Origin of the sequence: Acidaminococcus sp. HCP3S3_H5, from assembly GCF_052122235.1 — a bacterium.
In the GTDB taxonomy this organism is placed as follows: Bacteria; Bacillota; Negativicutes; order Acidaminococcales; family Acidaminococcaceae; genus Acidaminococcus.
In genome coordinates, this window is sequence record NZ_JBQKCS010000007.1 from 120,598 (window position 1) to 142,424 (window position 21,827).

19 protein-coding genes and 1 CRISPR repeat array are annotated in these 21,827 nt (G+C 53.6%); of the genes, 9 read left to right on the forward strand and 10 right to left on the reverse strand.

What is annotated here, in order from left to right; genetic code table 11:
* Positions 1 to 363: 363 nt before the first annotated feature.
* The gene (locus ACTQY5_RS09685; RefSeq protein ID WP_347567389.1) at positions 364 to 819 is read left to right on the forward strand and encodes a cupin domain-containing protein; all 456 of its coding nucleotides are present in this window, start codon (positions 364 to 366) and stop codon (positions 817 to 819) included.
* Positions 820 to 1,208: 389 nt separating this feature from the next.
* Here the strand turns inward: ACTQY5_RS09685 and ACTQY5_RS09690 are convergent, their stop codons facing one another.
* The 8 genes from ACTQY5_RS09690 to ACTQY5_RS09725 all read right to left on the reverse strand — a co-directional run bounded on the left by ACTQY5_RS09690 (position 1,209) and on the right by ACTQY5_RS09725 (position 8,630).
* A complete protein-coding gene (locus tag ACTQY5_RS09690; protein ID WP_441369136.1) occupies positions 1,209 to 2,552 on the reverse strand; it encodes an MATE family efflux transporter in 1,344 nt (447 codons plus the stop codon).
* Positions 2,553 to 3,023: 471 nt separating this feature from the next.
* On the reverse strand, positions 3,024 to 3,173 hold the full coding sequence (locus tag ACTQY5_RS09695; RefSeq protein WP_022486652.1) for a YvrJ family protein: 150 nt from the start codon (positions 3,171 to 3,173) through the stop codon (positions 3,024 to 3,026).
* A gap of 3 nt (positions 3,174 to 3,176) precedes the next feature.
* Positions 3,177 to 3,422 carry a DUF2922 domain-containing protein gene (locus tag ACTQY5_RS09700; protein WP_022486651.1) on the reverse strand — a complete coding sequence of 82 codons (246 nt, stop codon included), beginning with the start codon at positions 3,420 to 3,422 and terminating at the stop codon, positions 3,177 to 3,179.
* Between the two features lie 15 nt (positions 3,423 to 3,437).
* Positions 3,438 to 3,665 (reverse strand): DUF1659 domain-containing protein, encoded by a 228-nt coding sequence (locus ACTQY5_RS09705; RefSeq protein WP_154487877.1) that lies wholly within the window; start codon positions 3,663 to 3,665, stop codon positions 3,438 to 3,440.
* A gap of 110 nt (positions 3,666 to 3,775) precedes the next feature.
* Positions 3,776 to 4,327, reverse strand: a complete 552-nt coding sequence (locus ACTQY5_RS09710; RefSeq protein ID WP_441369137.1) for a peptidoglycan recognition protein family protein — start codon at positions 4,325 to 4,327, stop codon at positions 3,776 to 3,778.
* A 409-nt stretch (positions 4,328 to 4,736) separates the two neighbouring features.
* Positions 4,737 to 5,138 carry a DUF6262 family protein gene (locus ACTQY5_RS09715; protein ID WP_441369138.1) on the reverse strand — a complete coding sequence of 134 codons (402 nt, stop codon included), beginning with the start codon at positions 5,136 to 5,138 and terminating at the stop codon, positions 4,737 to 4,739.
* Entirely contained in the window at positions 5,131 to 6,954 is a 1,824-nt protein-coding gene (locus tag ACTQY5_RS09720) for a tyrosine-type recombinase/integrase (RefSeq protein ID WP_441369139.1), read from the reverse strand. The genes ACTQY5_RS09715 and ACTQY5_RS09720 overlap by 8 nt, the downstream gene beginning before the upstream one ends.
* A gap of 5 nt (positions 6,955 to 6,959) precedes the next feature.
* Positions 6,960 to 8,630 carry a tyrosine-type recombinase/integrase gene (locus ACTQY5_RS09725; protein ID WP_441369140.1) on the reverse strand — a complete coding sequence of 557 codons (1,671 nt, stop codon included), beginning with the start codon at positions 8,628 to 8,630 and terminating at the stop codon, positions 6,960 to 6,962.
* A 128-nt stretch (positions 8,631 to 8,758) separates the two neighbouring features.
* Positions 8,759 to 10,531: a CRISPR direct-repeat array (repeat unit 36 nt; unit sequence GTCTAAAGGACCATATGAATTTCTACTGTTGTAGAT).
* A 105-nt stretch (positions 10,532 to 10,636) separates the two neighbouring features.
* Here ACTQY5_RS09725 and ACTQY5_RS09730 point away from each other — a divergent pair.
* From ACTQY5_RS09730 to gltS, 3 genes are read left to right on the forward strand one after another with little or no spacing between them, the layout of a single operon-like run.
* A complete protein-coding gene (locus ACTQY5_RS09730; RefSeq protein ID WP_441369141.1) occupies positions 10,637 to 11,263 on the forward strand; it encodes a ComEC/Rec2 family competence protein in 627 nt (208 codons plus the stop codon).
* Positions 11,264 to 11,275: 12 nt separating this feature from the next.
* Entirely contained in the window at positions 11,276 to 12,346 is a 1,071-nt protein-coding gene (holA, locus tag ACTQY5_RS09735; RefSeq protein ID WP_022487229.1) for a DNA polymerase III subunit delta, read from the forward strand.
* Positions 12,347 to 12,362: 16 nt separating this feature from the next.
* Entirely contained in the window at positions 12,363 to 13,562 is a 1,200-nt protein-coding gene (gltS, locus tag ACTQY5_RS09740; RefSeq protein ID WP_154487368.1) for a sodium/glutamate symporter, read from the forward strand.
* A 408-nt stretch (positions 13,563 to 13,970) separates the two neighbouring features.
* Here gltS and ACTQY5_RS09745 read toward each other — a convergent pair whose 3' ends face one another.
* Complete coding sequence (locus tag ACTQY5_RS09745; RefSeq protein WP_441369142.1) at positions 13,971 to 15,257, reverse strand: Na+/H+ antiporter NhaC family protein; 1,287 nt, start codon at positions 15,255 to 15,257, stop codon at positions 13,971 to 13,973.
* 122 nt (positions 15,258 to 15,379) lie between these two features.
* On the opposite strand from ACTQY5_RS09745, the gene ACTQY5_RS09750 reads away from it, so the two are divergent.
* A complete protein-coding gene (locus ACTQY5_RS09750) occupies positions 15,380 to 16,318 on the forward strand; it encodes a LysR family transcriptional regulator (protein ID WP_022487232.1) in 939 nt (312 codons plus the stop codon).
* A 358-nt stretch (positions 16,319 to 16,676) separates the two neighbouring features.
* On the opposite strand, the gene ACTQY5_RS09755 is transcribed toward ACTQY5_RS09750, so the two are convergent.
* Complete coding sequence (locus tag ACTQY5_RS09755; RefSeq protein WP_154487364.1) at positions 16,677 to 17,549, reverse strand: YitT family protein; 873 nt, start codon at positions 17,547 to 17,549, stop codon at positions 16,677 to 16,679.
* 596 nt (positions 17,550 to 18,145) lie between these two features.
* Between ACTQY5_RS09755 and ispE the strand changes: the two genes are divergently transcribed.
* From ispE to ilvA, 4 genes are read left to right on the forward strand one after another with little or no spacing between them, the layout of a single operon-like run.
* A complete protein-coding gene (gene ispE / locus ACTQY5_RS09760) occupies positions 18,146 to 19,003 on the forward strand; it encodes a 4-(cytidine 5'-diphospho)-2-C-methyl-D-erythritol kinase (RefSeq protein WP_370832816.1) in 858 nt (285 codons plus the stop codon).
* A gap of 6 nt (positions 19,004 to 19,009) precedes the next feature.
* Complete coding sequence (locus ACTQY5_RS09765) at positions 19,010 to 19,735, forward strand: GntR family transcriptional regulator (protein WP_441369143.1); 726 nt, start codon at positions 19,010 to 19,012, stop codon at positions 19,733 to 19,735.
* Entirely contained in the window at positions 19,735 to 20,547 is an 813-nt protein-coding gene (gene purR, locus ACTQY5_RS09770) for a pur operon repressor (protein WP_022486601.1), read from the forward strand. The genes ACTQY5_RS09765 and purR overlap by 1 nt, the downstream gene beginning before the upstream one ends.
* A gap of 51 nt (positions 20,548 to 20,598) precedes the next feature.
* Positions 20,599 to 21,813 carry a threonine ammonia-lyase gene (gene ilvA / locus ACTQY5_RS09775; RefSeq protein WP_279127465.1) on the forward strand — a complete coding sequence of 405 codons (1,215 nt, stop codon included), beginning with the start codon at positions 20,599 to 20,601 and terminating at the stop codon, positions 21,811 to 21,813.
* Positions 21,814 to 21,827: the final 14 nt, after the last annotated feature.

The following is a 21,827-nucleotide window of genomic DNA, read 5'->3' on the forward strand; positions in this document are numbered from 1 at the left end:
CGGCCGGGATGGGCGTGCCTGGGGCCCGCCCCTACGGCGTCAGGGTCGGAGGGTGGGGGAACAACGGTTTTCATCGAAGGGTCACCTGGCTGGGATCCCCGGATCGCCGTGATGATCCCCTGACCCCAAACGCTGTAGGGGCTTGCCGCAGGCGAGCCCGTCCCGGCCGCCCAGAGGGCAAAAACGTTCAAAGCCGGATGCCGGGCATCCGGCTTCCGCCGGCCGCTGCCCCTTTACCGTTACCCATTGCCGCTGACCGGACAAAGTGCTACAATAAATATGCAATTATTTTGAATTTTATGAGGAGGGGTTTTCATGAAACTGAAAAAACTGGCTTTGCTGCTGACTCTGGGTGCCACCCTTATGGGTGGTACGGTGTTTGCCGCCGGATCCCCGGATTCTCCTTTCAAACCTGATGAACAGGTGTACCACAAAGGCGATCTGTTTACCTTTGACAAACAGGATGTAGCCAAAGGGAAGGGCACTGCCTACGGGAAATTCGCCTTTGCCCGGGACAAGGCCGCCCCGGATTCTGCCATCAAGGAAATCTGCTATCTGACCCTGAAAAAGGGTGCTTCCATCGGCTGCCACAAACACGGTTTCAATGAAGACGCCTATATCATCGTATCCGGGGAAGGGATCTTCACCGACGGCACCGGCAAGGAAACGGTGGTGAAGGCAGGGGATGTGACCATCGCCCGTCCCGGTCAGTCCCACGGCCTGCGGAACGAAAAGAAAGAACCCCTGGTGTTCCTGGACGTAATCGCCCAGAACGACACCTATTTAAAGAATCATCCCGAAGCCGCACCGAAGAAATAAAGACCTGCCGGAGGCAGGCTGGTCGCGGGCCAAGGGTCAATGGCCAAAGGAAAGGACCTGGATTTTTGTCCAGGTCCTTTTTGAATGGAGAAAACCGGCGGCCGGGATGGGCGTCAGGGTCGGAGGATGGGGGAACAACGGTTTTCATCGAAGGGTCACCTGGTTGGAATCGGAGTGGATAACAACGGTCCCGGAAACGGATTCCCCGACAATCCCGTTCCCAGGATCGTCGTGATGATCCGCTGACCCCAAACGCTGTAGGGGCTTGCCGCAGGCGAGCCCGTCCCGGCCGCCCAGAGGGCAAAAACGTTCAAAGCCGGATGCCAGGCATCCGGCTTCCACCGGCCGCTGACCGTTGACAAAAAAGCCACCCTCAGGGGCGGCTTTTTTCACACCTTCACCTTCCCTTCCCACTTTCCCGTCCGGTACTCGTAATAGGAAATGGCCCAGTTGGCGGCCCAGCCTGCCGGTTCTGCCATCCATACCATCTGGATGCCGAACAGGGGGGCCAGGGTTACGGAAATCACCACCCGCAGGGCCAGGTTGGTCAGGTTGGCCAGGGTGAACAGCTTCATGTCTCCGGCCCCCCGGAGCACTCCGTCCACTGCCATCTTGAACCCGATGATACTGATGAAGAACCCCACGAACTGCAAAAAAGAGGTGCCGGTGGCCAGGGCGGTGGGGGAGGCCTTGTCTCCCAGGAAGAACCGGATAATGGGCTCGTTCCACCCTTCCAGCACCACCAGGATCACCAGGGCATAGAGGACCACCAGCTTGTTGGCGCTGTGGTACCCTTCGATCACCCGATCTTTCCGTCCTGCTCCCAGGTTCTGGCCGGTGTAGGGGCTCATGGCGTTGCCGATGGCGTTCATGGGCACGGTGCAGCAGTACTGGATCCGCATGGCCGCGGAAAATCCCGCCAGGGCTGCTGCCCCGAAACTGTTCACCACGCTCTGGACCAGCATCATGCCGATGGATACGATGGACTGCTGGAGGATGGAGGGGAGGGCAATGGAGCCCATTTTCCGGAACAGATCCAGGCTGAAATACCGGGGGGCCTGTCCCAGGGGCCGGATCAGCCGGAGGAACACGCCATAGGACAGCACCGCCGAGATCCCCTGGGAAATCAGGGTGGCCCAGGCAGCCCCGGCTACCCCCCAGCCCAGGTTCCGGACCATGTAGATGTCCAGGCCCACGTTGAGCAGGGAGGAAAAGATCAGGAACACCAGGGGGTACCGGGATTTCCCCAGTGCGTTGAAGGTGGCGGAGATGATATTGTACATAAAGAGGAAGGGCAGCCCCAGGAAATAGATCTGCAGGTACACATCCGCCATGGCAAGGGATTCTGCCGGGGTCTTCAGCCAGGCCATGATCTGCCGGCTGGAAACATACCCGAAAGCCCCCAGCACGGTGCTGAGCACCAGAAAGGCCACAAATGCCGTATAAATGGATTCTTTCATCCGGTCATAGGCATGGGCTCCGAAAAACCGGCTCACCAGCACTGAGGCTCCCAGGCCCCCGCCGATGGCGATGCTGATGAACACGGTGGTCAGGGCATAGGATGCCCCCACTGCCGCCAGGGCCTGTTCGCCCACATACCGCCCCACAATGGCGGAATCCACGGTGTTGTACAGCTGTTGGAAGAAGTTCCCCAGAATCATGGGGAGGGAAAAAACAAAAAGGGCCTTCATGGGCCGGTCCGTAACCAAATAATCCCGTTCCAAAATTGTCACCTCGATTGTTTATGGTACCAGTGTAACGGAGATGGAGGAGGAATGCAAGACGAGAAATGTCCAGCCTCGGTCAACCGGCAAAAGGACAGAAACCGCAGCTGCGGTTTCTACCCAATAAAAAGCTGCCGCATGGCCAGTTCCGGGGCGGCAGCAAAAGGATGCCAAACGCTTCGCTATTGCCTTTGAACGTGCAGGGGACGGCATGGAATCACCGCCAGGCGGGGCACCCCTGCCCGACGCCGCTTCCCGTCGCTAAAATTTTCGGCCTCGCCATTCGAATCCGCTTCCCGCCAACGCGCTGGCGCTTGAACGAGGCTCCCAGCGGATGAGCGAAACCGAAAATTTCTTCACGCTCCGCTCAAGGGTCGTTCAGCGGTACCCCGCCTGGCTCTGGACGTTTTGCTGTTAAAAGAAACGTTGTTTTTTCACGCAAAAAAAGAGTGCTGTGATCGCTCACAACACTCTTTGTCTTTATTCCATTTTCACTGCCATGCGCAGCCGTTCGATGCTCTGGGTCAGGTTCTCCAGTTTCTCTTCCATGCGTACCAGCAGGTACCAGGAAATGACCATGGGGAACCCGTACTGGGCAGCCTGGCCGGCCAGCAGGGACAGGTCCTCCATGGGTTAGCCCTCGGTGACTTCGTCAGTTCCGTCTGCCAACAGATCCTTGACATCGGTCACTTTGGCCCCCTGGATGGTTTCCACAGGAATGCCGTTCTTGGTGAGGAAGACTTTGCTTTCCACCACTTTGTTCATTACCGGCAGCACCATTTCCCGGTCCACGTCAGAGCGGGGGTTCACGATGCGGATGTTTTTGGTCGCTTTTTCGCTGTCCTTGAAAATCAGGTCCAGTTTTCTGGAATCTGCCATTGTGCACTACCTCCTTTACGCCACTTCTTCCAGGGTATGCCGTTCCACGATGTACATCCCCTTGGGAGCTTCTGCCATCAGCCCGCCGAATTCCTTGCCCACTTCCGCCAGTTTTTCAGGGGTGGCATCGGTGGACAGCTTTTCGTAGCTGATGTTCTTGAATTTGGGCTGGTCATTTTTGTCCACCCCGTTGCTGATTTCCAGCTGCAGGGTCACTGCGGTGAGGTTCTTCTGTACTGCCATATTTCCTTCCTCCTTTGAAAAGAATCGTTATGTGACATAGGACATGGCCTATGGGTAGAAAACGCCAGAACGCGTTTTTAAGGCTTGCAGGGAGACGGCGAAAGAAAGAATCAGGACTTCCTTCTGTTCAGCCACTGATAATACAGTCCTTTGCCCCGGAGCACCGCCCCGCCGCTGCGCCATATTCCGTCATAGTCTTTCAGCTTCCACAGATCCCACCGTTCAAAAGCGGGCGTCCCGGCCATGCTTGGCCCGTAACCGTCCAGGTCGGCAGCCTCTGCATGGGTCATGATCTGGGCAGGCTCCAGAGGGAGTTTCCAGACATCTGACAGGGTGGCCAGCAGGATGGAAGTGCTTTCCACCTGCAGGGGAGTGGGGGGATAATCCCCCAGGTCGAAGGTGCCGTCTGCGTAGAGCATGGCATCTTTGGCACAGCACAGGGCAATGCCAAGGGCACCGGTATTCCGGTTCCAGGTGTGGGGGAGAATCCGGGTCCAGTCCCGGGTACTGGTTACCAGGCTCCCGTCCCCCCGGACCAGAAGGTGATAGTCCGGAAACAGCTGGTCATAGGTTCCAGCCGTCCAGTGCAGGTAGATTTTCCGGATGTGCCCATGGGCCCTGCGGGCCAGTTCCAGAACCTCCTGCCGTTTGATTGCTTCCATGTCACCGCCTCCTTACACTGTATAAGAGACGGCAGGGAGGATTTTTTCGGATTTTTTTAAGGAGGGTTGGCCTTTATCTGGAGTGTATCTTTGAAAGAGGCAGCCCAGATCAGACATGATACGTTGCGTACGGGTATTTTAAGTCCGTTGCCCCTTCGGGAAATCTATAACAAATATGCTCCCAGCTATCAACAGGTCCATCAGACCAGGCTGTTGACATCTGGGAGCATATTTGTTGGAATCCAGGTAAGGGGCAACGGGAAACCATCGGACTACGTAAAGGACTTATCCTGGATGGACTCCATATATTAAACAGAATCTGTTTAATATTCATTTTATGCGGCTGACCGGAACTAGAATATAAACAGAACAGAAAGGCTCTGCCAGCATATGTCTGACAGAGCCTTTTTCATTCATAGAGTTTTCCGGCTAAAATCTCTATCCGTTTTTTCAGCAGAGAATTTTCTCTTACAGCGTCTTCATATTTTTCTTTCCACAGCTTATCCTTTTGCAGTACTTTGATTTCCGCCTGAAGTCTCTTGTTTTCTTTTCGGAGAGCGGCCATCAGTGTTTCTGAATCGGGGGCATCCAGAATGGCATTCTTCTGATCATTGCGCAGCCTGACAATTATATTTTTAAGTCGCTCATTGGAATAGAGAAACGATTTGGAGACACCAGTTTCTTTTGCCACACTGTAGAAAGATATTTTCTTATGATGGGTCTGCATGTCATGGATTACAGAAGTAACAAAAACGACTTTATCTTCTGTTTTTTGTTTGGCCAGTTTGATGATTTCTCGTGTTTTATCCATTCACTCTTCTCCTTAAAAGTTTTTCCAGGGCCATTCGAATTGCATGGTAATTTTCCTGTTCTCTCTTGTGACCTTCCAATCCAGCCTGTTTTTCAGAGTCAGACAGGCAGTTGCAGTATCTTTCCAGATTCTTACTGTCAAAGGCGTCTGCATGGAACATTCCACAAGAATAACATATCATAGCAGTTTCACACAGCTCTGTACTGTTGCAGAATCCAAAAGGCAAAGGAATTTCTTTGGTGGTATCTTGGATTCTATTTTGCCCCAGGGCGTCTTTTAGAAATTGATTCTCATGTTTTTCAAATTCCAATACTTTTTGACTGTTCAGGGTCTTGTGCAATTCAATATAATGCATCATGGCCCGAATGGATTTATGTCCCAACATTTCCCTGAGCATTCCTGGGGACATACCTTCCCGGGCATAACGGGTAGCAACGGTATGTCGGAAATGGTGCAGTTTAAATCGGTAAATTTTACCAGTTTGATCCGTAATCTGATTATTGTAAGACAGCAAATTCAGCCAACGGGCGATGGTTTCCTGGCCTATTGGTTTATCCTCCTTGATTTGGAACAGGTATTGGGGAGCAGCGAACTGTTCCAAAGTCCTTTGCTGCTGCTCTTTAATTATGTCCGTCAATTGGTCTGAAAGAGGGATACGATTGAAACATTGGGTTTTGGACTGGAAATATTCCAGATACGCATAACCGCTGCTGTCTATTTTCAGACAGTCCCATTTCAACTGACAAATTTCGTTGGGCCGCATTCCTATATTTTCCAACAGTGTCGTGCAGATCTGTACCGGTCTGGGAAGCTGATACAAATACTGATGGAGTTGGTCCAGTACAATTTCAGGGATTACTTCTGGAAGCAAACGAATATTTTTTCGGTAATCATTTCGGAAAATCAAATTTTCATGGGGCATATGAGCGATTTCCATATATGCACCCATTTCAAAGAACGTGCGCAAGAATCCAATCCGTTGTTTAAACGTAATGGGGGCCAGACATTTGCCTTTCAGATACAAAATATATGATTCGATGACAGGTCGGTCGACCTGTTCCAGTGATGTCAAATCTTTGTAATCACGTTGGAGAAACAAAGAAAATTCCTTCAATGCTTTCATGTCATCGCATACGGTGCTGTATTTGCGCAGCTTGAGCCGGGCCAGGATATACTGCTTGGCCGAGATTCGAAAAGAAAGTGGAAAAATATTGGTAAAATTCAGGATTCGTCTGTTCCGGCTCTTGGATTTTTCAATATGAAAAGGCAGGGCTTCTACGTCCCAGATATCTTTTTCCCATTCAGGTACGGCCTTTTTATGCTTTTCCTGTACATAATGATAAATTCGTCTGATTTCGTAGATTTTATCCGCAGGTACATGGTAGGTCTTTTTGGTCTGGTTTTCCACAACAACCTTGATCTGGCCTACCGTACTGTAATTGTGTTCTGTTAAATAGTGCCTAAATCCCTGAATCAGTTCCTGGTAGGAATACTGGAGAAGAGATCCACCTATGGATAAAGTATTCAAAAATCGGATGATGATTTTAAATCGGTACCAGTCATGGGAGAAACTCAGCAAACTTTTGTGTCCGCTGGACAATTCTTCTATGACATAATTCCGTATTTCTTTGCGGAATACGGGATTATCGATCAACGTAAAATCGATTAAAGAAAATCCATAGTTCCGTTTTATATTATTCTTCTCAGTCAATTGGCGAAAAAGAGGAATCTGGGAAAGATACCAGATATCTCCTTCGAGATATTCTGTAAGGCTTTTTTCTGATGAAATTTTTTTTGACAGATTACCGGTGTTCATGGCTTTTACTCCTGCAGATGACTGATTATCGACTGGAGAATCTTAACTGTTTCAGAAAGTCGATTTTGGACTTCTTTTTTTTGTGGAAGCATTCTGATCAGGGATTTTGTTTTAATCAGCTGATATTCCAGCATCGGAAGAAATTCCTTCGTAGTGCGGAATTTATCACAGAAAAGGCAGGCATTGGCGTGAGGACAGCTTCCCAGCCGGACAGGAAGGCTGCAGTATCCATTTGGGAGAGTTTGGGTAATCATATAGCGCATCCAATGCAGGTTGTCATCAATATTTTTCTCTTCTTCGTTTAAAAAGGCAGTCTTTTGTCCAATCCGGTTGCAGAATTCCAGATATCGTTTTTTCTTCTTTTCTTCGTTAATCTGAGCATAGATTAGAGTCATTTCAGGTGATTTGTGATGCAGTAACTGTTGGATGGTCAGAAAGGGGACATCCTGGTTGACCAGGCGTAAAGCATAGTTATGTCGAAAAGCATGGGCATTGAAATAATAGGGCGAGCCATCCGCCTCTGTAATTTTAAATTGTCTGCATAATTTATTTACGGTGTACCCGAAGTGCTGTGATCTCCATCCGATGCCAGGCAAACGAGGAAAGAGCAGAGGTGTCTGAGGATCTGTTTTCAAGAGTTTTTGTTCGTAATTGTACAGATACCCATAAAGTTCCTGAGGAATGGGATTGACAACTTCTTTCAGCATTTTGGGCTGATAATAGTGAATATAGTATTTGCCATGGTCTTCTGTAAAACAGTGGGGCTTCAAGGTAAGACACTCACTGCAGCGCATTCCAGTAAAATACAGAATCATCAGCATCAGACGTAATTGTTCTGGAAATTGAGGCAACGCCTGGAACAATTGTTGAATGACAACTTTTGAAAGAGGATGAAAAGAATGGGGACGTTCTGTGCCTCTGATGGAAGCCTGAAAAATATAAGGAATATGTTGGATATAGCCTCTCTGAAAAAGAAAAACGTAAAAAAGACGAATCTTATTGATCCGGGCATTGAACGATGTCAGCTTGCCTTCTGGCTTTTTCATGTGTGCAATAAAATTTTGCAGAGTAGAGACTGATACAGATTCGGCGGGTTCCTTGTTCAGAAATAGAAGATATCTTCGGATGATACCATAGCGCCCGTGAATTGTAGAATAACTAAGGGGATGGCTGGTCAGTAAATCCAGGATATACTCCTTGAACAGTTTTCTGTTGTGATCTGGGACAGGAGAAAAATCCATGGAACTGTATGTAAAAGCTGAAGAAAAAAATGGCTGAACGGTTTTAAAATCCCGATAGTTCCAATAGGAGCGGTTATAGTAATTGACGCAATAGATATGGTCATGAAAATCTCGATATGCTATGGCCAAAAAATCCTTTAGGGGAAAAGCTCCTCTCATCCGAGTTTGCATGTATCTTTTAAATGCTCCTGCCTTGACTGGGAGGCTTTCTCGCAAAGAAAAAGGTTCTTCATCCGGGTATGAATTAAAAAACTGCAGTAGATTTATGTACGATTTAAAATAATTTGAGATAAAGGAAACAGGTTTCAGTTTTTTTTCAAACAGCCAGTACAGCATAACTGCTTTAAGTTCTGTCTTGAATCGAAAATGGTGTAATCGGGAAAAATCAATCGTCCTGTGTCCGTATTGTGCTTTTGATTCTCCCAGCTCCTGCATGGTGTCCAGAGTCCATTGGTCCAGCTTTCCATAAAGAGAATAGTAATGATGGACTGATTTTCTCGTATCTTTGCAGAGCAGGATGTTCGGATTAATCTGGACCCCAGATCGGCGGCGTAGGGGCTGCCGTCTAAAGGACCATATGAATTTCTACTGTTGTAGATTTAGGAGTCACGGTAATAGTACCAGTGTCTAAAGGACCATATGAATTTCTACTGTTGTAGATATGAATTATTGGGTAAACGTGCACGTGTCTAAAGGACCATATGAATTTCTACTGTTGTAGATATCGAGCAATCCAGACAGCCCAACCGTCTAAAGGACCATATGAATTTCTACTGTTGTAGATTATATAAAGTCAAGCGATTTTATAAAAGTCTAAAGGACCATATGAATTTCTACTGTTGTAGATAAAAAGCAGGAACGACAGCAAAACGCGTCTAAAGGACCATATGAATTTCTACTGTTGTAGATAGGATGGTTACAGCCCTAACATTGTAGTCTAAAGGACCATATGAATTTCTACTGTTGTAGATAAATTCATCAGTTCATCTATCAGAGAGTCTAAAGGACCATATGAATTTCTACTGTTGTAGATTACGGAAAAGGGTCGAAAGCATTTCGGTCTAAAGGACCATATGAATTTCTACTGTTGTAGATTGGATGCTATCGATGCCCGGCTCTCCGTCTAAAGGACCATATGAATTTCTACTGTTGTAGATATTGGGAAGCACCATGAATTCCTTAGTCTAAAGGACCATATGAATTTCTACTGTTGTAGATACGAAATATTTGCATTTGCGGGAGTAGGTCTAAAGGACCATATGAATTTCTACTGTTGTAGATAGCAAAGAAGGTGTGCAGATTGACGGGTCTAAAGGACCATATGAATTTCTACTGTTGTAGATATAAGAAAAGCCCGCTGCCGGAGCAGTCTAAAGGACCATATGAATTTCTACTGTTGTAGATATGAAAACGGCAATACGGTTGCCCAGGTCTAAAGGACCATATGAATTTCTACTGTTGTAGATTTCCCGCAGTTCCTTGACCGTGTATTTGTCTAAAGGACCATATGAATTTCTACTGTTGTAGATCTTTGGGCATCCAGGGTGTCAAAAACGTCTAAAGGACCATATGAATTTCTACTGTTGTAGATTTTAATAACTATATTACTGATAAAGGGTCTAAAGGACCATATGAATTTCTACTGTTGTAGATCCAAGGAGGCAGTCAAAAAATGACAGGTCTAAAGGACCATATGAATTTCTACTGTTGTAGATGTCTGGTCGCCTATATATATACTCTTGTCTAAAGGACCATATGAATTTCTACTGTTGTAGATACGGGGATCGGGGAAGGCGTCCCTGGTCTAAAGGACCATATGAATTTCTACTGTTGTAGATGAAAACGTGTTGACAATTCTTCCCTAGGTCTAAAGGACCATATGAATTTCTACTGTTGTAGATTGGCTGCTGTCTGCTGCTGCCTGCCCGTCTAAAGGACCATATGAATTTCTACTGTTGTAGATCAGGAAGGCAAAAGTAGAACCTCGATGTCTAAAGGACCATATGAATTTCTACTGTTGTAGATACCAAAGCAATCCCCATGCTGTTGATGTCTAAAGGACCATATGAATTTCTACTGTTGTAGATTCAGTTGCTGGGAGCGGCTCTTTGGATGTCTAAAGGACCATATGAATTTCTACTGTTGTAGATATTGAATGCAAGCAGAATCTGGGAAAGTCTAAAGGACCATATGAATTTCTACTGTTGTAGATCTCGGGGTCTTTCCGCATCTCGGCAGGTCTAAAGGACCATATGAATTTCTGCTGTTGTAAATTTTACAGATTGGTTTCTTTTCTCATAGTCTAAAGGACTAAATGAATTTCTACTAGTGTAGATCATAGATAGATACTTTTTAGGCTTCTTCGTTTAAAGAATCCTATTAATTTCTGCAATTTGTAAAATGTACGCGTGCATTGCAGTCTTTTGTCAGAACTTTGGATTATGAATTACTGGCGCCCCGAAAGGGGCGTTTTTTTTTTCGAGCCAGCGCAGCTGGCAACCACAGGGGAGATGCCCGCCCCCGATCTGACTGGAACTGATGGATTTCCTACTAAAACAGTAACAAAAGTGCTTCGATTGGAACAATTTAGACAAAACAGAAAAATTGTATACAAAATGCAAACAAACCAGAAAATATGCAAAAAAAAGAGTATAATACAAATTGTAGAAGCACCCACAGAATATAAGGAAGGAGGGGAGAATGAGAACTCTGGGATTGTCCGGCTGGTTTCCGGTCCTTACAGTGTCCTTTTTACCGGCGATGCTACCGGGGAAGAGGAGCTGAGGGCGGCGGCCCGGGCTGTCCGCAGTGATGTGCTGAAGGTCTCTCACCATGGTTCCCGGTCTTCTTCCTGTCCGGAGTTCCTGGCCGGGGTTTCGCCCCGGCTGGGGGTGATCTCGGCGGGCCGGGGGAACCGGTTCGGCCACCCGCACCGGGAGGTGCTGGAGCGGCTGGACGGGCTTGGCATCCCGGTGGCCCGGACGGACACGGGAGGCGCCATCAAGGTGGTTTTTGACGGCAGGGGTCCTGTATGGTATAGTTATCGCTGGCAACAAGATTTTTTCTAGGAGTGGATCGATGTGAATACAACGGCTGATGTATTTCTGGAAAGTCTGCGGAAAAATCCAGCGTGTCCCCATGTTGTCATCGCCTGGGGAGAGGAGGAGTTCTTTAAGAAAGCCGTGGGCCAGGCGTTCCGCCAGCGGGCTTTTGCCCCGGATGCGGAACCGGCGGTCTGGAATTTCCAAAAGGACTTTGAACTGGAAGCACTGCGGGAAGCCATTAACAGCGTCCCTTTTTTCGGGGGCGGCAACTGGGTGGTCATTGAGGACCCCCGGATGCTGGGCGAAAAGGAAAAGAAGGAACGGAAGCCGGCAGGGAAGGGCAGGAAGAAAACGGCCACGCCTTTGGAGCAGTTCACGGAACTGCTGAAGGATGTGCCGGAGTATTCTTACGTCTATTGCCTGTGCACCAAGCTGGACAAAAGGCAGTCTTTTTACAAGACCATGAGCCGGGAGGCGGCGGTGGTGGAATGTGCCCCTGTCCGTGCCTACCAGCTCCAGCCCTGGCTGCGGAGCCAGGCGGAGGCCTATGGAGCCCGGTTCGCTCCGGATGCCATGAATCTGATCCAGGAATACGTATCGGCGGCGGAAACGGTGCCCCTGCTGTTTTTGCAGCAGGAAATCGCCAAGATCGCCCTGTACGCAGGGGACCGGAAGATCTGGCAGAAGGAGGATGTGGCCCGGATGTTCTCGCAATTGCCGGAAATCTCCGGCTTTGCTCTGGGGAATGCGGTGGAAGAAAGGAAGCTGGATAAGGTGCTGACTCTCTTGAAAGAGGAACGGACCACCAGCGGCAGCGAAGGGATCACGGGGATCGTATCCCGGCTCTTTGCTTCTTTGCGGCGGCTTCTCCAGGTGAAGGAACTGATGGCAAAAGGTGCTCGACAGGACGCGATTGCATCCACTCTGAAGATACACCCTTATGCGGTGAAGCTGGCCATGCAGCACAGCAATTATTTTACGAATGAATCCTTACAGACTTGCATGGTCGGACTGGCACAGCTGATGGGGGAGTCCCGGCAGGGGGGACGCAGCTGGTCGCGGCTTGAGGAAGTGTTGGTTACCCTTGTAGGAAAAAACAGAACTTAAAGGAGGAACGTAATAAATGTTTGCCTTGAATTCTTACCAAACTTTGGCTGTAGGTATCTTACTTTATTATTTGGGTAAATTTCTCAAACAGAAAATCAAATTTCTCCAAACCTATTGTATCCCCAACCCGGTTATCGGCGGTGTGCTGTTCGCTCTGATCAACCTGGCTCTGTTCGAAGCGGGCACCGGTGCCATCAAACTGGATACGGTGCAGCAGAGCTTCTTCATGAACATGTTCTTCACCAGCGTAGGGTTCAGCGCCAGCTATGCCCTGCTGAAAAAAGGCGGCCGTGATGTACTGATCCTGACCATCATCTGCGCCGTACTGATCACCTTCCAGGATATCATCGGGGTATCCCTGGCCAAGGCTACCGGCCTGCATCCCCTGCTGGGCCTGTGCGCCGGCTCCATTCCTCTGGTAGGCGGCCATGGTACTTCCGGGGCTTTCGGTCCCATGCTGGAAGGGATTGGCGTTGACCGTGCCACCACCGTGGCCATCGCCATGGCTACTTTCGGTCTGATCTCCGGGTCCCTGATGGGCGGCCCTGTGGCTCACCGTCTGTTGGAAAAATTCCATCTGCACAGCACCAAGGAAGACCAGGAAGGGGCCAATGAAAAGGCCCAGAGCATGGAAGAAAATGCCACCCTGGCCATGACTCCGGAAAACTTCATGCTGGCTACCGGCGAAATCCTGGTTGCCATGGGTATCGGGACCATCGTCAGCAAGTTCTTCACCAGCGTTGGCCTGACGTTCCCTGGATACATCGGATCCATGATCGTGGCTGCCATCATCCGGAACATCTCCGATAACTGCAAGGGGCTGCCTGTTCCCATGCAGGAAATCGGCACCGTCGGGGATGTGGGTCTGAACATTTTCCTGTCCCTGGCCATGATGAGCCTGCGGATTTGGGAACTGTTCGACATCGCCGGCCCTCTGGCCATCATCGCTGCTGTACAGGTTGTGTTCATGGCTCTCTACACCACCTTCGTGGTATTCAACGCCATGGGCAAGGACTACGATGCGGCTGTTGAAGTTTCCGCCGTGTGCGGCTTTGGTATGGGCGCAACCCCCAACGCCATGGCCAACATGAGCGCCATCACCGCCAACTATGGTCCGGCTCCCCGGGCATTCTTCGCGGTACCGCTGGTAGGGGCCATGTTCGTGGACTTCTGCAACTCCGGTATCCTGATGGTGTTCATCAATATGTTTAAATAAGATACGGAAAAAAAGGGACTGTTGCATGTGCAACAGTCCCTTTTTTAGTCGGAAGTCGGAAGCTTCAGGATAGGACCTGGCCGGATGAGCCAGGTCCTTTTGATTGTATAAAACCGGAGGCCAGGGAAGGGCGTGCCTGCGGCGCGCCCCTACGGCGTCAGGGTCGGAGGGTGGGATGGACAACGAGGTCTTCCGTCAGATCGGCGAACGTGGGCCGGCCATACGGGCGGCCCGCCTGCATCGGTCCTTCGGGGATCTGGTCCTGTCGACCGGATAGAATCCCCTGACCCCAACGCTGTAGGGGCTTGCCGAAGGCGAGCCCATCCCGGCCGCCCAGAGGGCAAAAACGTTCAAATCTGGATGCCCGGCATCCGGCCGCCATCGGCCGCTGACAGGGCCTTTCTCCTGTCAGCCGGGTCTTTCCGTCCACAGATTCCACAGGGGCACCAGATACAGGTAGCAGGCCAGGGGAATGGAGGCGGCGGGAGCTCCGGCGGATTCCAGCACCACCGCGCAGGCAATGGACCAGGGCACCAGGGGGGCCAGGAGGACGGCGGTGTCTTCCAGGGTCAGGGCGGCCTTTTCCGGGGTCCAGGGCAGTTTCCGGCACAGCTGGTGGGTCAGGAGGATGGTGAAGGACTGGTTGCAGGCAATCAGGGAGGTGAACAGGGCGGTGAGGGTGGCGGCGGTCTGGCAGCCCCATTTCCGGGCCCAGCCCAGGCAGCGTTCCTGGAGCCCGTCCAGGAGGCCGGTGCCTTTGAAGATCCCGGCATAGGAGGAGGAAAGGCACACAATGGCCCCCACCCGGACCATGGACAGGATGCCGCCTCCATCGGTCAGGGAGGCCAGGGAGGGATCGGGAGCATGGTAGCCCCAGACCAGCACCTGGAGCAGGGCGGCCGGAGACATGTGCTGGACCAGCAGGCTGAGCAGGGAAGCCAGCAGGATACTTACGGCCAGGTTGGTCTTGACCGGCACCTGCAGCAGGCTCAGCACCAGGATGCTCAGGGCAGGGAGCAGCAGCAGGGGGGTGAAGGTGTACAGGCTGGCCAGGGCGGCGGCAGGGGCCGCAGTCTGTCCCTGGTGCCGGGACAGGAACCCCAGGGACAGGTAGAACAGGCTGGAGAGGACAAAGGGAACCAGGGTGGAACGGGCCATGTTCCGCAGGTTCCGGTACAGGTCGGTGCCGGTAAGGACGGCCACCAGCAGGGCACTGGTGGAAACGGGACTCATCCGGTCCCCGAAATACACCCCGGACAGGATGGCTCCCCCGGTAAACAGGGGCGGGATCCCCAGGCTGATGCCGATTTTCATGGTGATCACCCCCATGGTGGCGGCGGTGCCGAAGCTGGTGCCCAGCAAAAAGGAAATGCTGCAGTTGAGCCAGAAGGCCAGGAGCAGGAAAAGCGCCGGATGGATCAGCTGGCCGGCGGCGGTGACCAGGTAGGCAATGGTGCCGGCGGACCGCCACACCCCGGTGAGGAGGCCGATGAGCAGGAACACCAGGAAAATGGTCCGGACCCTCAGGACCCCCTCCCAGGCCATGGTGAGCACATGAGGGAGGCTGTGGCCCTGATGGAGGCCGTAGCCGGCAAACAGCAGGAAGCCCAGGACCAGGGCACCCAGCAGGGGACCCTGGAACAGGACGAATGCCAGAAGGATGAGACAGAACAGCAGCAGGACGCGGTTTTCCATAAGAAGGGCTCCTTTCGCAACCTTGGATACCTGCAGTGTACCAGTTTTCATCATCGTATACAAACTGTTAATAAAAGTATATAATACAGGTAAAAGACGATAATACGAAAGGAGAGAGTTCCATGAATTTCAACACCATCCGGTATTTCCTGATGACGGCCCAGGAGGCCAGTTTTTCCCGGGCGGCGGACCGGCTGTACATTACCCAGCAGACTCTCAGCGGCCAGATCGCGGCGCTGGAAAAGGAGCTGGGGTGCCGGCTGTTTGTCCGGAAGGTGCCCCTGCAGCTGACCTACGGAGGGGAGGTGTTCCTGGAGTATGCCCGGCGGTTCCAGGGGGAATACCGGTCCCTGGGCCAGGCTTTCCAGGACATCAATCACCGGGACCGGGGCCGGCTGAAAGTGGGAATCGCCTATACCCGAGGCCATATCCTGCTGCCCAGGGTGCTGGGGGAATTCCAGGCCCGGTATCCTCTGATGGAAGTGGAGATCCGGGAGGACAGCAACGCGGAACTGCTCCGGCAGCTGGAGGAAGGGGGGACGGACCTGGTGGTGGCCTATTTCCCTGAAGCTATCCCCGGGATCCGGACCCGGGTGATCCAGCAGGAGGAAATCCGGCTGCTGGCAGACCGGAAGCTGCTGGAGCGGCAGTATGGGGCAGGGACGGACCAGGTGATCCGGAAGCTGCAGGAAACCCGGGATGCCCGGGTGCTCCAGGCCTGTCCTTTCCTCCGGACCGACGAGGCGGACCTGGCAGGGTATCTGGTGGCCCGGTACCTGAAGGGCCTGAAGTTCCAGCCCCGGCAGAAGGTGAAGTCCCACAACCTGGAGCTGCTGCTGGAAATGTGCGTGGCCGGGGCAGGGGTGTGTTTTTCTCCGGATTACCTGGTGGAAGGGTTCCTGAAGCCGGACCAGCGGAAGGATCTGGTGGAGGTGCCCCTGGGGAAGGAAATGAGTTATCCCATCTGTTTCGGATGGAAAGAAGAGGGCCGCACCTGGAGCATGGTGGAAAAGTTCATGGAATGTGCGGAAAAAGTCCGGGAGCCAGTCTCCAGGCTCTAGTCGATGGAAGGAACCCGCAAGGCGGGTTCCTGGAAATACAGGAAAATCGGAGGCCAGGGAAGGGCGTGCCTGGGGCGCGCCCCTACGGCGTCAGGATCGGAGGGGGGAAAACAACGGGTTTCATCGAAGGGTCGCCTGGCTGGGATCGGGGTGGATCTCAACGGTCAGGGAAACGGATCCTTTGACAACCCCGTTCCCAGGATCGCCGCAGTGATCCCCTGACCCCAACGCTGTAGGGGCTTGCCGAAGGCGAGCCCATCCCGGCCGCCCAGAGGGCCATAGGTTCAAAGCCGGATGCCCGGCATCCGGCCACCATCGGCCGCTGACCGCTGACAGGGCTGCTGCAGCGCAGCAGCCCCTACTTCCTCAGCCTCCGCTCCTCTTCCAGATCCAGGTTGGGCTGGGTGAAGCCTCTGCCGAACACGTTGTTGGCGTCCTGGATGGTTACGAAGGCCATAGGGTCCACTTCTTTGATGATGGTTTCCAGGTGGGCCAGCTGGGTGAGCTTCACCACCACCAGGATCACCTGGAGGGGCCGGCGGGTGTAGCCCCCTTCTCCGTGGAGGATGGTGACCCCCCGGTTCACTTCGTCCATGATCCGCCGGCTGATCTCTTCCGCGTGGGTGGACACGATGATCACCTGTTTCTTGTAGTCGAAGCCCACCATGAACAGGTTGGTGGCCTTGAAGGTGATGAAGAACAGCACCAGGCTGTAGAGCACCGGGGTGAGCCCCAGGAACACCACGGCGGCCAGCATGACGCAGCAGTCGAAGAGAAAGTTGGTGGTGCTTACGGAAATGTTGTAGTATTTTTTGGTAAGGAAGCCCAGGATGTCCACCCCGCCGGTGGAGGCTTCGGACCGGTACACCAGGGCTCCGCCCAGGCCGCCCAGGGCGCCCCCGGCCATGCAGCACAGGAGCTTGTCCGGGATGTTCACGTAGGCCTGGACAAAGGCGGTGCCGTCCAGGGCCAGGGAGAACAGCACGGTGCCGATGACACTGTCGATGAAGAACTGGCGGCTCATGAATTTCCAGGCTATGTAGAACAGGGGGATGTTGAAGATCAGGCTGGTGATCCCCGGGGGCCAGCCGGTCAGGTAGTACAGGATGATGGATACCCCGGAGATGCCGCCGGACAGGAAATGGTGCTGGACGAAGAAGGCGTTGATGGAAAGGGCCATCAGCAGGCATCCCAGGGCGGTGATGCAGTAGCGGATGATGTTTTTTTTCAATGGCAGGACCTCCTTTGGGGGCTGGCAGGGCAGCCCCGGTGTATGGGGAAAAGCGGCAGGGCCGTTTTGCAGTTGGAAGGAACCCACAAGGCGGGTTCCTGGAAATATAGGAAAACCGGAGGCCGGGAAGGGCGTGCCTGCGGCGCGCCCCTACGGCGTCAGGGTCGGAGGGTGGGGGACAACGGGGTTCATCGAAGGGTTGCCTGGCTGGGATCCCCGGATCGCCGCAGTGATCCCCTGACCCAACGGCGTAGGGGCTTGCCGCAGGCGAGCCCAACCCGGCCGCCCAGAGGGGCATAGGTTCGAAGCCGGATGCCAGGGCATCCGGCCTCCACCGGCCGCTGACCACCGTCCTCTGACCGCTGACAGAGGCGCCCCCAGGCCGTTTCCCCCATTGTACCATGTTCCCCACATTTCCGACAGACGGTGACTGAAAATTATAATTAAAGAACGTTCGTGAAAAATTTTTGAAAAAATGTTCATAAAAACCCCTGTCAACTCTTGCGGCAAATGGGTTTTCACGGTACAATAAATGAATACAGAATACACAATCATTTTTGCGGGGGGACTTCCCCTGATGGACAAAGGAGCAAACCATGGAGCGGAAGGCATATGGTAAAATCAATCTGGGGCTCAGCGTGCTGGGCCGCCGTCCTGACGGCTATCATCAGGTGGACATGATCATGCAGTCCATTTCCCTGGCGGACACTGTTTCCTTTGCCCCGGGGGAGGGACTGTCTCTTGTCTGCGACAACCCGGACCTGCCCTGTGACGGCAGCAACCTGATGGTGAAAGCGGCCCGGGCGTTCAGCGCAAAAACCGGTCTGGCCGTCAACTGGCACCTGGCCTGCACCAAAAGGATCTTCCTGGCGGCAGGGCTGGCCGGGGGCAGTACGGATGCAGCGGCGGTGCTCCGGGGGCTCAATGACCTTTGCGGGCAGCCTCTGGACCGGCAGGCCCTGGAGGAACTGGCGGCCAGCATCGGCAGCGACGTTCCTTTCTGTCTGTACGGAGGCACCCAGAGGGCCCGGGGACGGGGGGAAAAGATGACCGTCCTGCCCCCGGTGCCCCGGCTGGATCTGGTCCTGGCCAAACCCCGGAACCTGGGGGTATCCACCGCCTGGGTCTACGGGGAAATGGACCGGACCCCCGGCCGGGTGCCCCTGGACATCCGGGGACTGGAAAATGCCATCCGCCAGGGGAACCGGCAGGGGATCCTGGACAGGATGGGCAACGATCTGGAACGGGTGACGGTGAACCGGTATCCGGTGCTCCAGGAGCTGAAACAGGAACTGACGGCCCTGGGGGCGGAAAAGGCCCTGATGAGCGGCAGCGGCCCTACGGTGTTCGGGATCTTCCCGGACCGGCAGGCGGCGGCCCGGGCGGCAGAATGCCTGGCAGGGAGACAGCAGGATATACAACTTGAAGTGGCACATACGGTTGAGGAGGCATAGTTTATTATGGTGCGGCAATTGAAACAGATTCCTTTGGACAATTACAGACCCCTGCGGGATGTGGTGGTGGACAACATCCGCCAGGCCATCATCAGCGGACAGTTCCCGGCGGGGATGCGGCTGATGGAACTTCAGCTGGCGGAAGAGATGGGGGTCAGCCGGACCCCGGTACGGGAAGCCATCCGGAAAATGGAACTGGAGGGCCTGGTGGTGATGATCCCCCGGCGGGGCGCCTATGTGGCGGACATTTCCATCAAGGACATCAACGAAGTGTACGAGATCCGTACGGCCCTGGACGTTCTGGCAGCGGGACTGGCGGCGGAACGGATCGGGGATGACGAGATTAAGGAGATGAAGACACTGCTGGATGCGGACAAGCCTCTGGTGGCGGCCAAAGATTATCCCCGGATCATCGAAAACGATACGGCGTTCCATGATGTGATCTACAAGGCCAGCCGGAACCGCCGGTGCATGAACATCATCAGCAACCTGCGGGAACAGATCACCGCCATCCGGGGCCGGTCCATGCCTTACCCCGGCCGTCTGGACGATATGATCAAGGAACACCAGGCCATTTATGACGCCATTGCCCAGCGCAGTGTGGACAAGGCCCAGAAGGCGGTGCGGACCCATATGGAAAACGCGGAACGGACCCTGCTGAAGGTCATCGAAGCCAAGGAAAAGGAACACGCTGACCAGAAGGCAGGGAACAATAAGGAGGGGAATGCATAATGGCACGGATCAAACGACTGGAACGTATTGTGGCACTGACCAAAGAACTGAACGATCATCCTTTTCAGCTGTTTCCTTTCAGCTATTTCTGTGAAAAATTCGCCGTGGCCAAAAGCACCCTCAGCGAAGATGTCCAGACTGTCCGGAACGGGCTGTCCACCTACGATCTGGGAATCATCGAAACCGTGGCGGGAGCCAGCGGGGGGGTCCGGTTCATTCCCTATCATTCTCCTGAAGCAGACAATGAATTCCTCTGGACCCTGGCCAAACGGCTCAACGACCCTGCCCGGCTGCTTCCAGGGGGAATGATCTACATGAACGACCTGCTGTTCGATCCCCAGATTTCCTTCCGGCTGGGGGAAATCATCATGCAGCGGACCCTGGAACTCCAGCCGGACTACATTATGACCGTGGAAGCCAAGGGGATTTCCCTGGCCCTGGCCACTGCCCGTGCCTTCAACATCCCCATGGTGATGGCCCGGAAGGAAGCCCGGATCACTGAAGGCCCGGCGGTTTCCATCAGCTATGTGAGCGGCTCCAGCAAGAAGATCCAGACCATGAGCCTGCCCCGGAAGGCCCTGGCCCCCAAGAGCCGGGTACTGGTGGTAGACGACTTCATGCGGGCGGGGGGCACCGCCCGGGGCATGCAGGAACTGGCGGAAGAAGTGGGGGCCGAAGTGGTGGGCACCTACCTGTTCATTGCCAGCCGGGAGCCGGAAAAGAAGATCGTCAGCGAATATGCATCCCTGATGACCCTGAAAGGGGTGGATGACGAGACGAAAGCCATCGACATCGTCCCGGAAATGCTGTAACAGATCCATCATATTTTGCCGTACCCAATACCCAAAAAAGGAGAGATTCCCATGACAGACACAACCATCACCCTGGAAACCATCCGGGCTGCCCAGGAGCGGCTGGAAAAGCTGGTCCACAAAACCCCGCTGGAACACAACCATACTTTCAGCACCATCAGTGAGCGGGACGTGTTCCTGAAGCTGGAAAACCTCCAGCGCACCGGGTCCTTCAAGGTCCGGGGGGCATCCAACTGCATCATGACCCTCAGCGAGGAACAGAAGGCCAAGGGGATCATCGCTGCTTCTGCCGGGAACCATGCCCAGGGGGTGGCCCTGGGGAGCCGGATGGCCCACTGCAAATCCACGGTGGTGATGCCGGAAGGGGCGCCTCTGGCCAAGGCGGAAGCCACCAAAGGCTACGGGGCGGACGTGGTGCTTTACGGAAAGACCTTCGACGAATCCCTGGCCAAGGCCCAGGAGATCCAGAAGGAAACCGGCGCCTATTTTGTCCATCCCTATGACGACCCGGCGGTGATCGCCGGCCAGGGGACCATCGGCCTGGAGATCCTGGAACAGAATCCCTACATCGAAAGCATCGTGGTGCCGGTAGGGGGCGGGGGCCTTCTGGCCGGGATCGCCGCGGCAGTGAAGCAGGTGAACCCCAAGGTGAAAGTGTACGGGGTCCAGACGGAACAGGCTCCGGCCATGTACCTGTGCAAAAAGGAAAACAAATGGGTGACCCACGGGGTGGGCAAGACCATCGCCGACGGGATCGCCGTAGGGATCCCCGGGAAGCTCACCTGGGACCTGATCCACAAATATGTGGACGACATGCTGCTGGTGAATGAAGAGGACATCTGTGCCGCCATGCTGCTGATGCTGGAACGGGGCAAGATGGTGGTGGAAGGAGCCGGGGCAGCGCCTCTGGCAGCCCTGCTGCACCACATCGTTCCGGGCAGCGACCGGGCGGCTGCGGTGATCAGCGGCGGGAACATCGACGTGAACACCATTTCCCAGATCATCGAACGGGGGCTGGTGCGCACCGGCCGGCGGGTCCGGATGGTCACCTGGATGGTGGACCGGCCGGGGGAACTGCTGAAGTTCGTCAGCTATCTGGAAGAAATGAAAATCAACATCCTCTACATCAACCACGACCGGGCAGACCGGTCCGTGCCCCTGGGTGTGACCCGGGTGGAACTGGATGTGGAGACCCGGAACGCGCAGCATTCCAAAGAAGTGGCGGATACCCTGCGCAAGGCGGGCTACAAAATTGAACTGCGGTAATTTTTAGGAGGCAA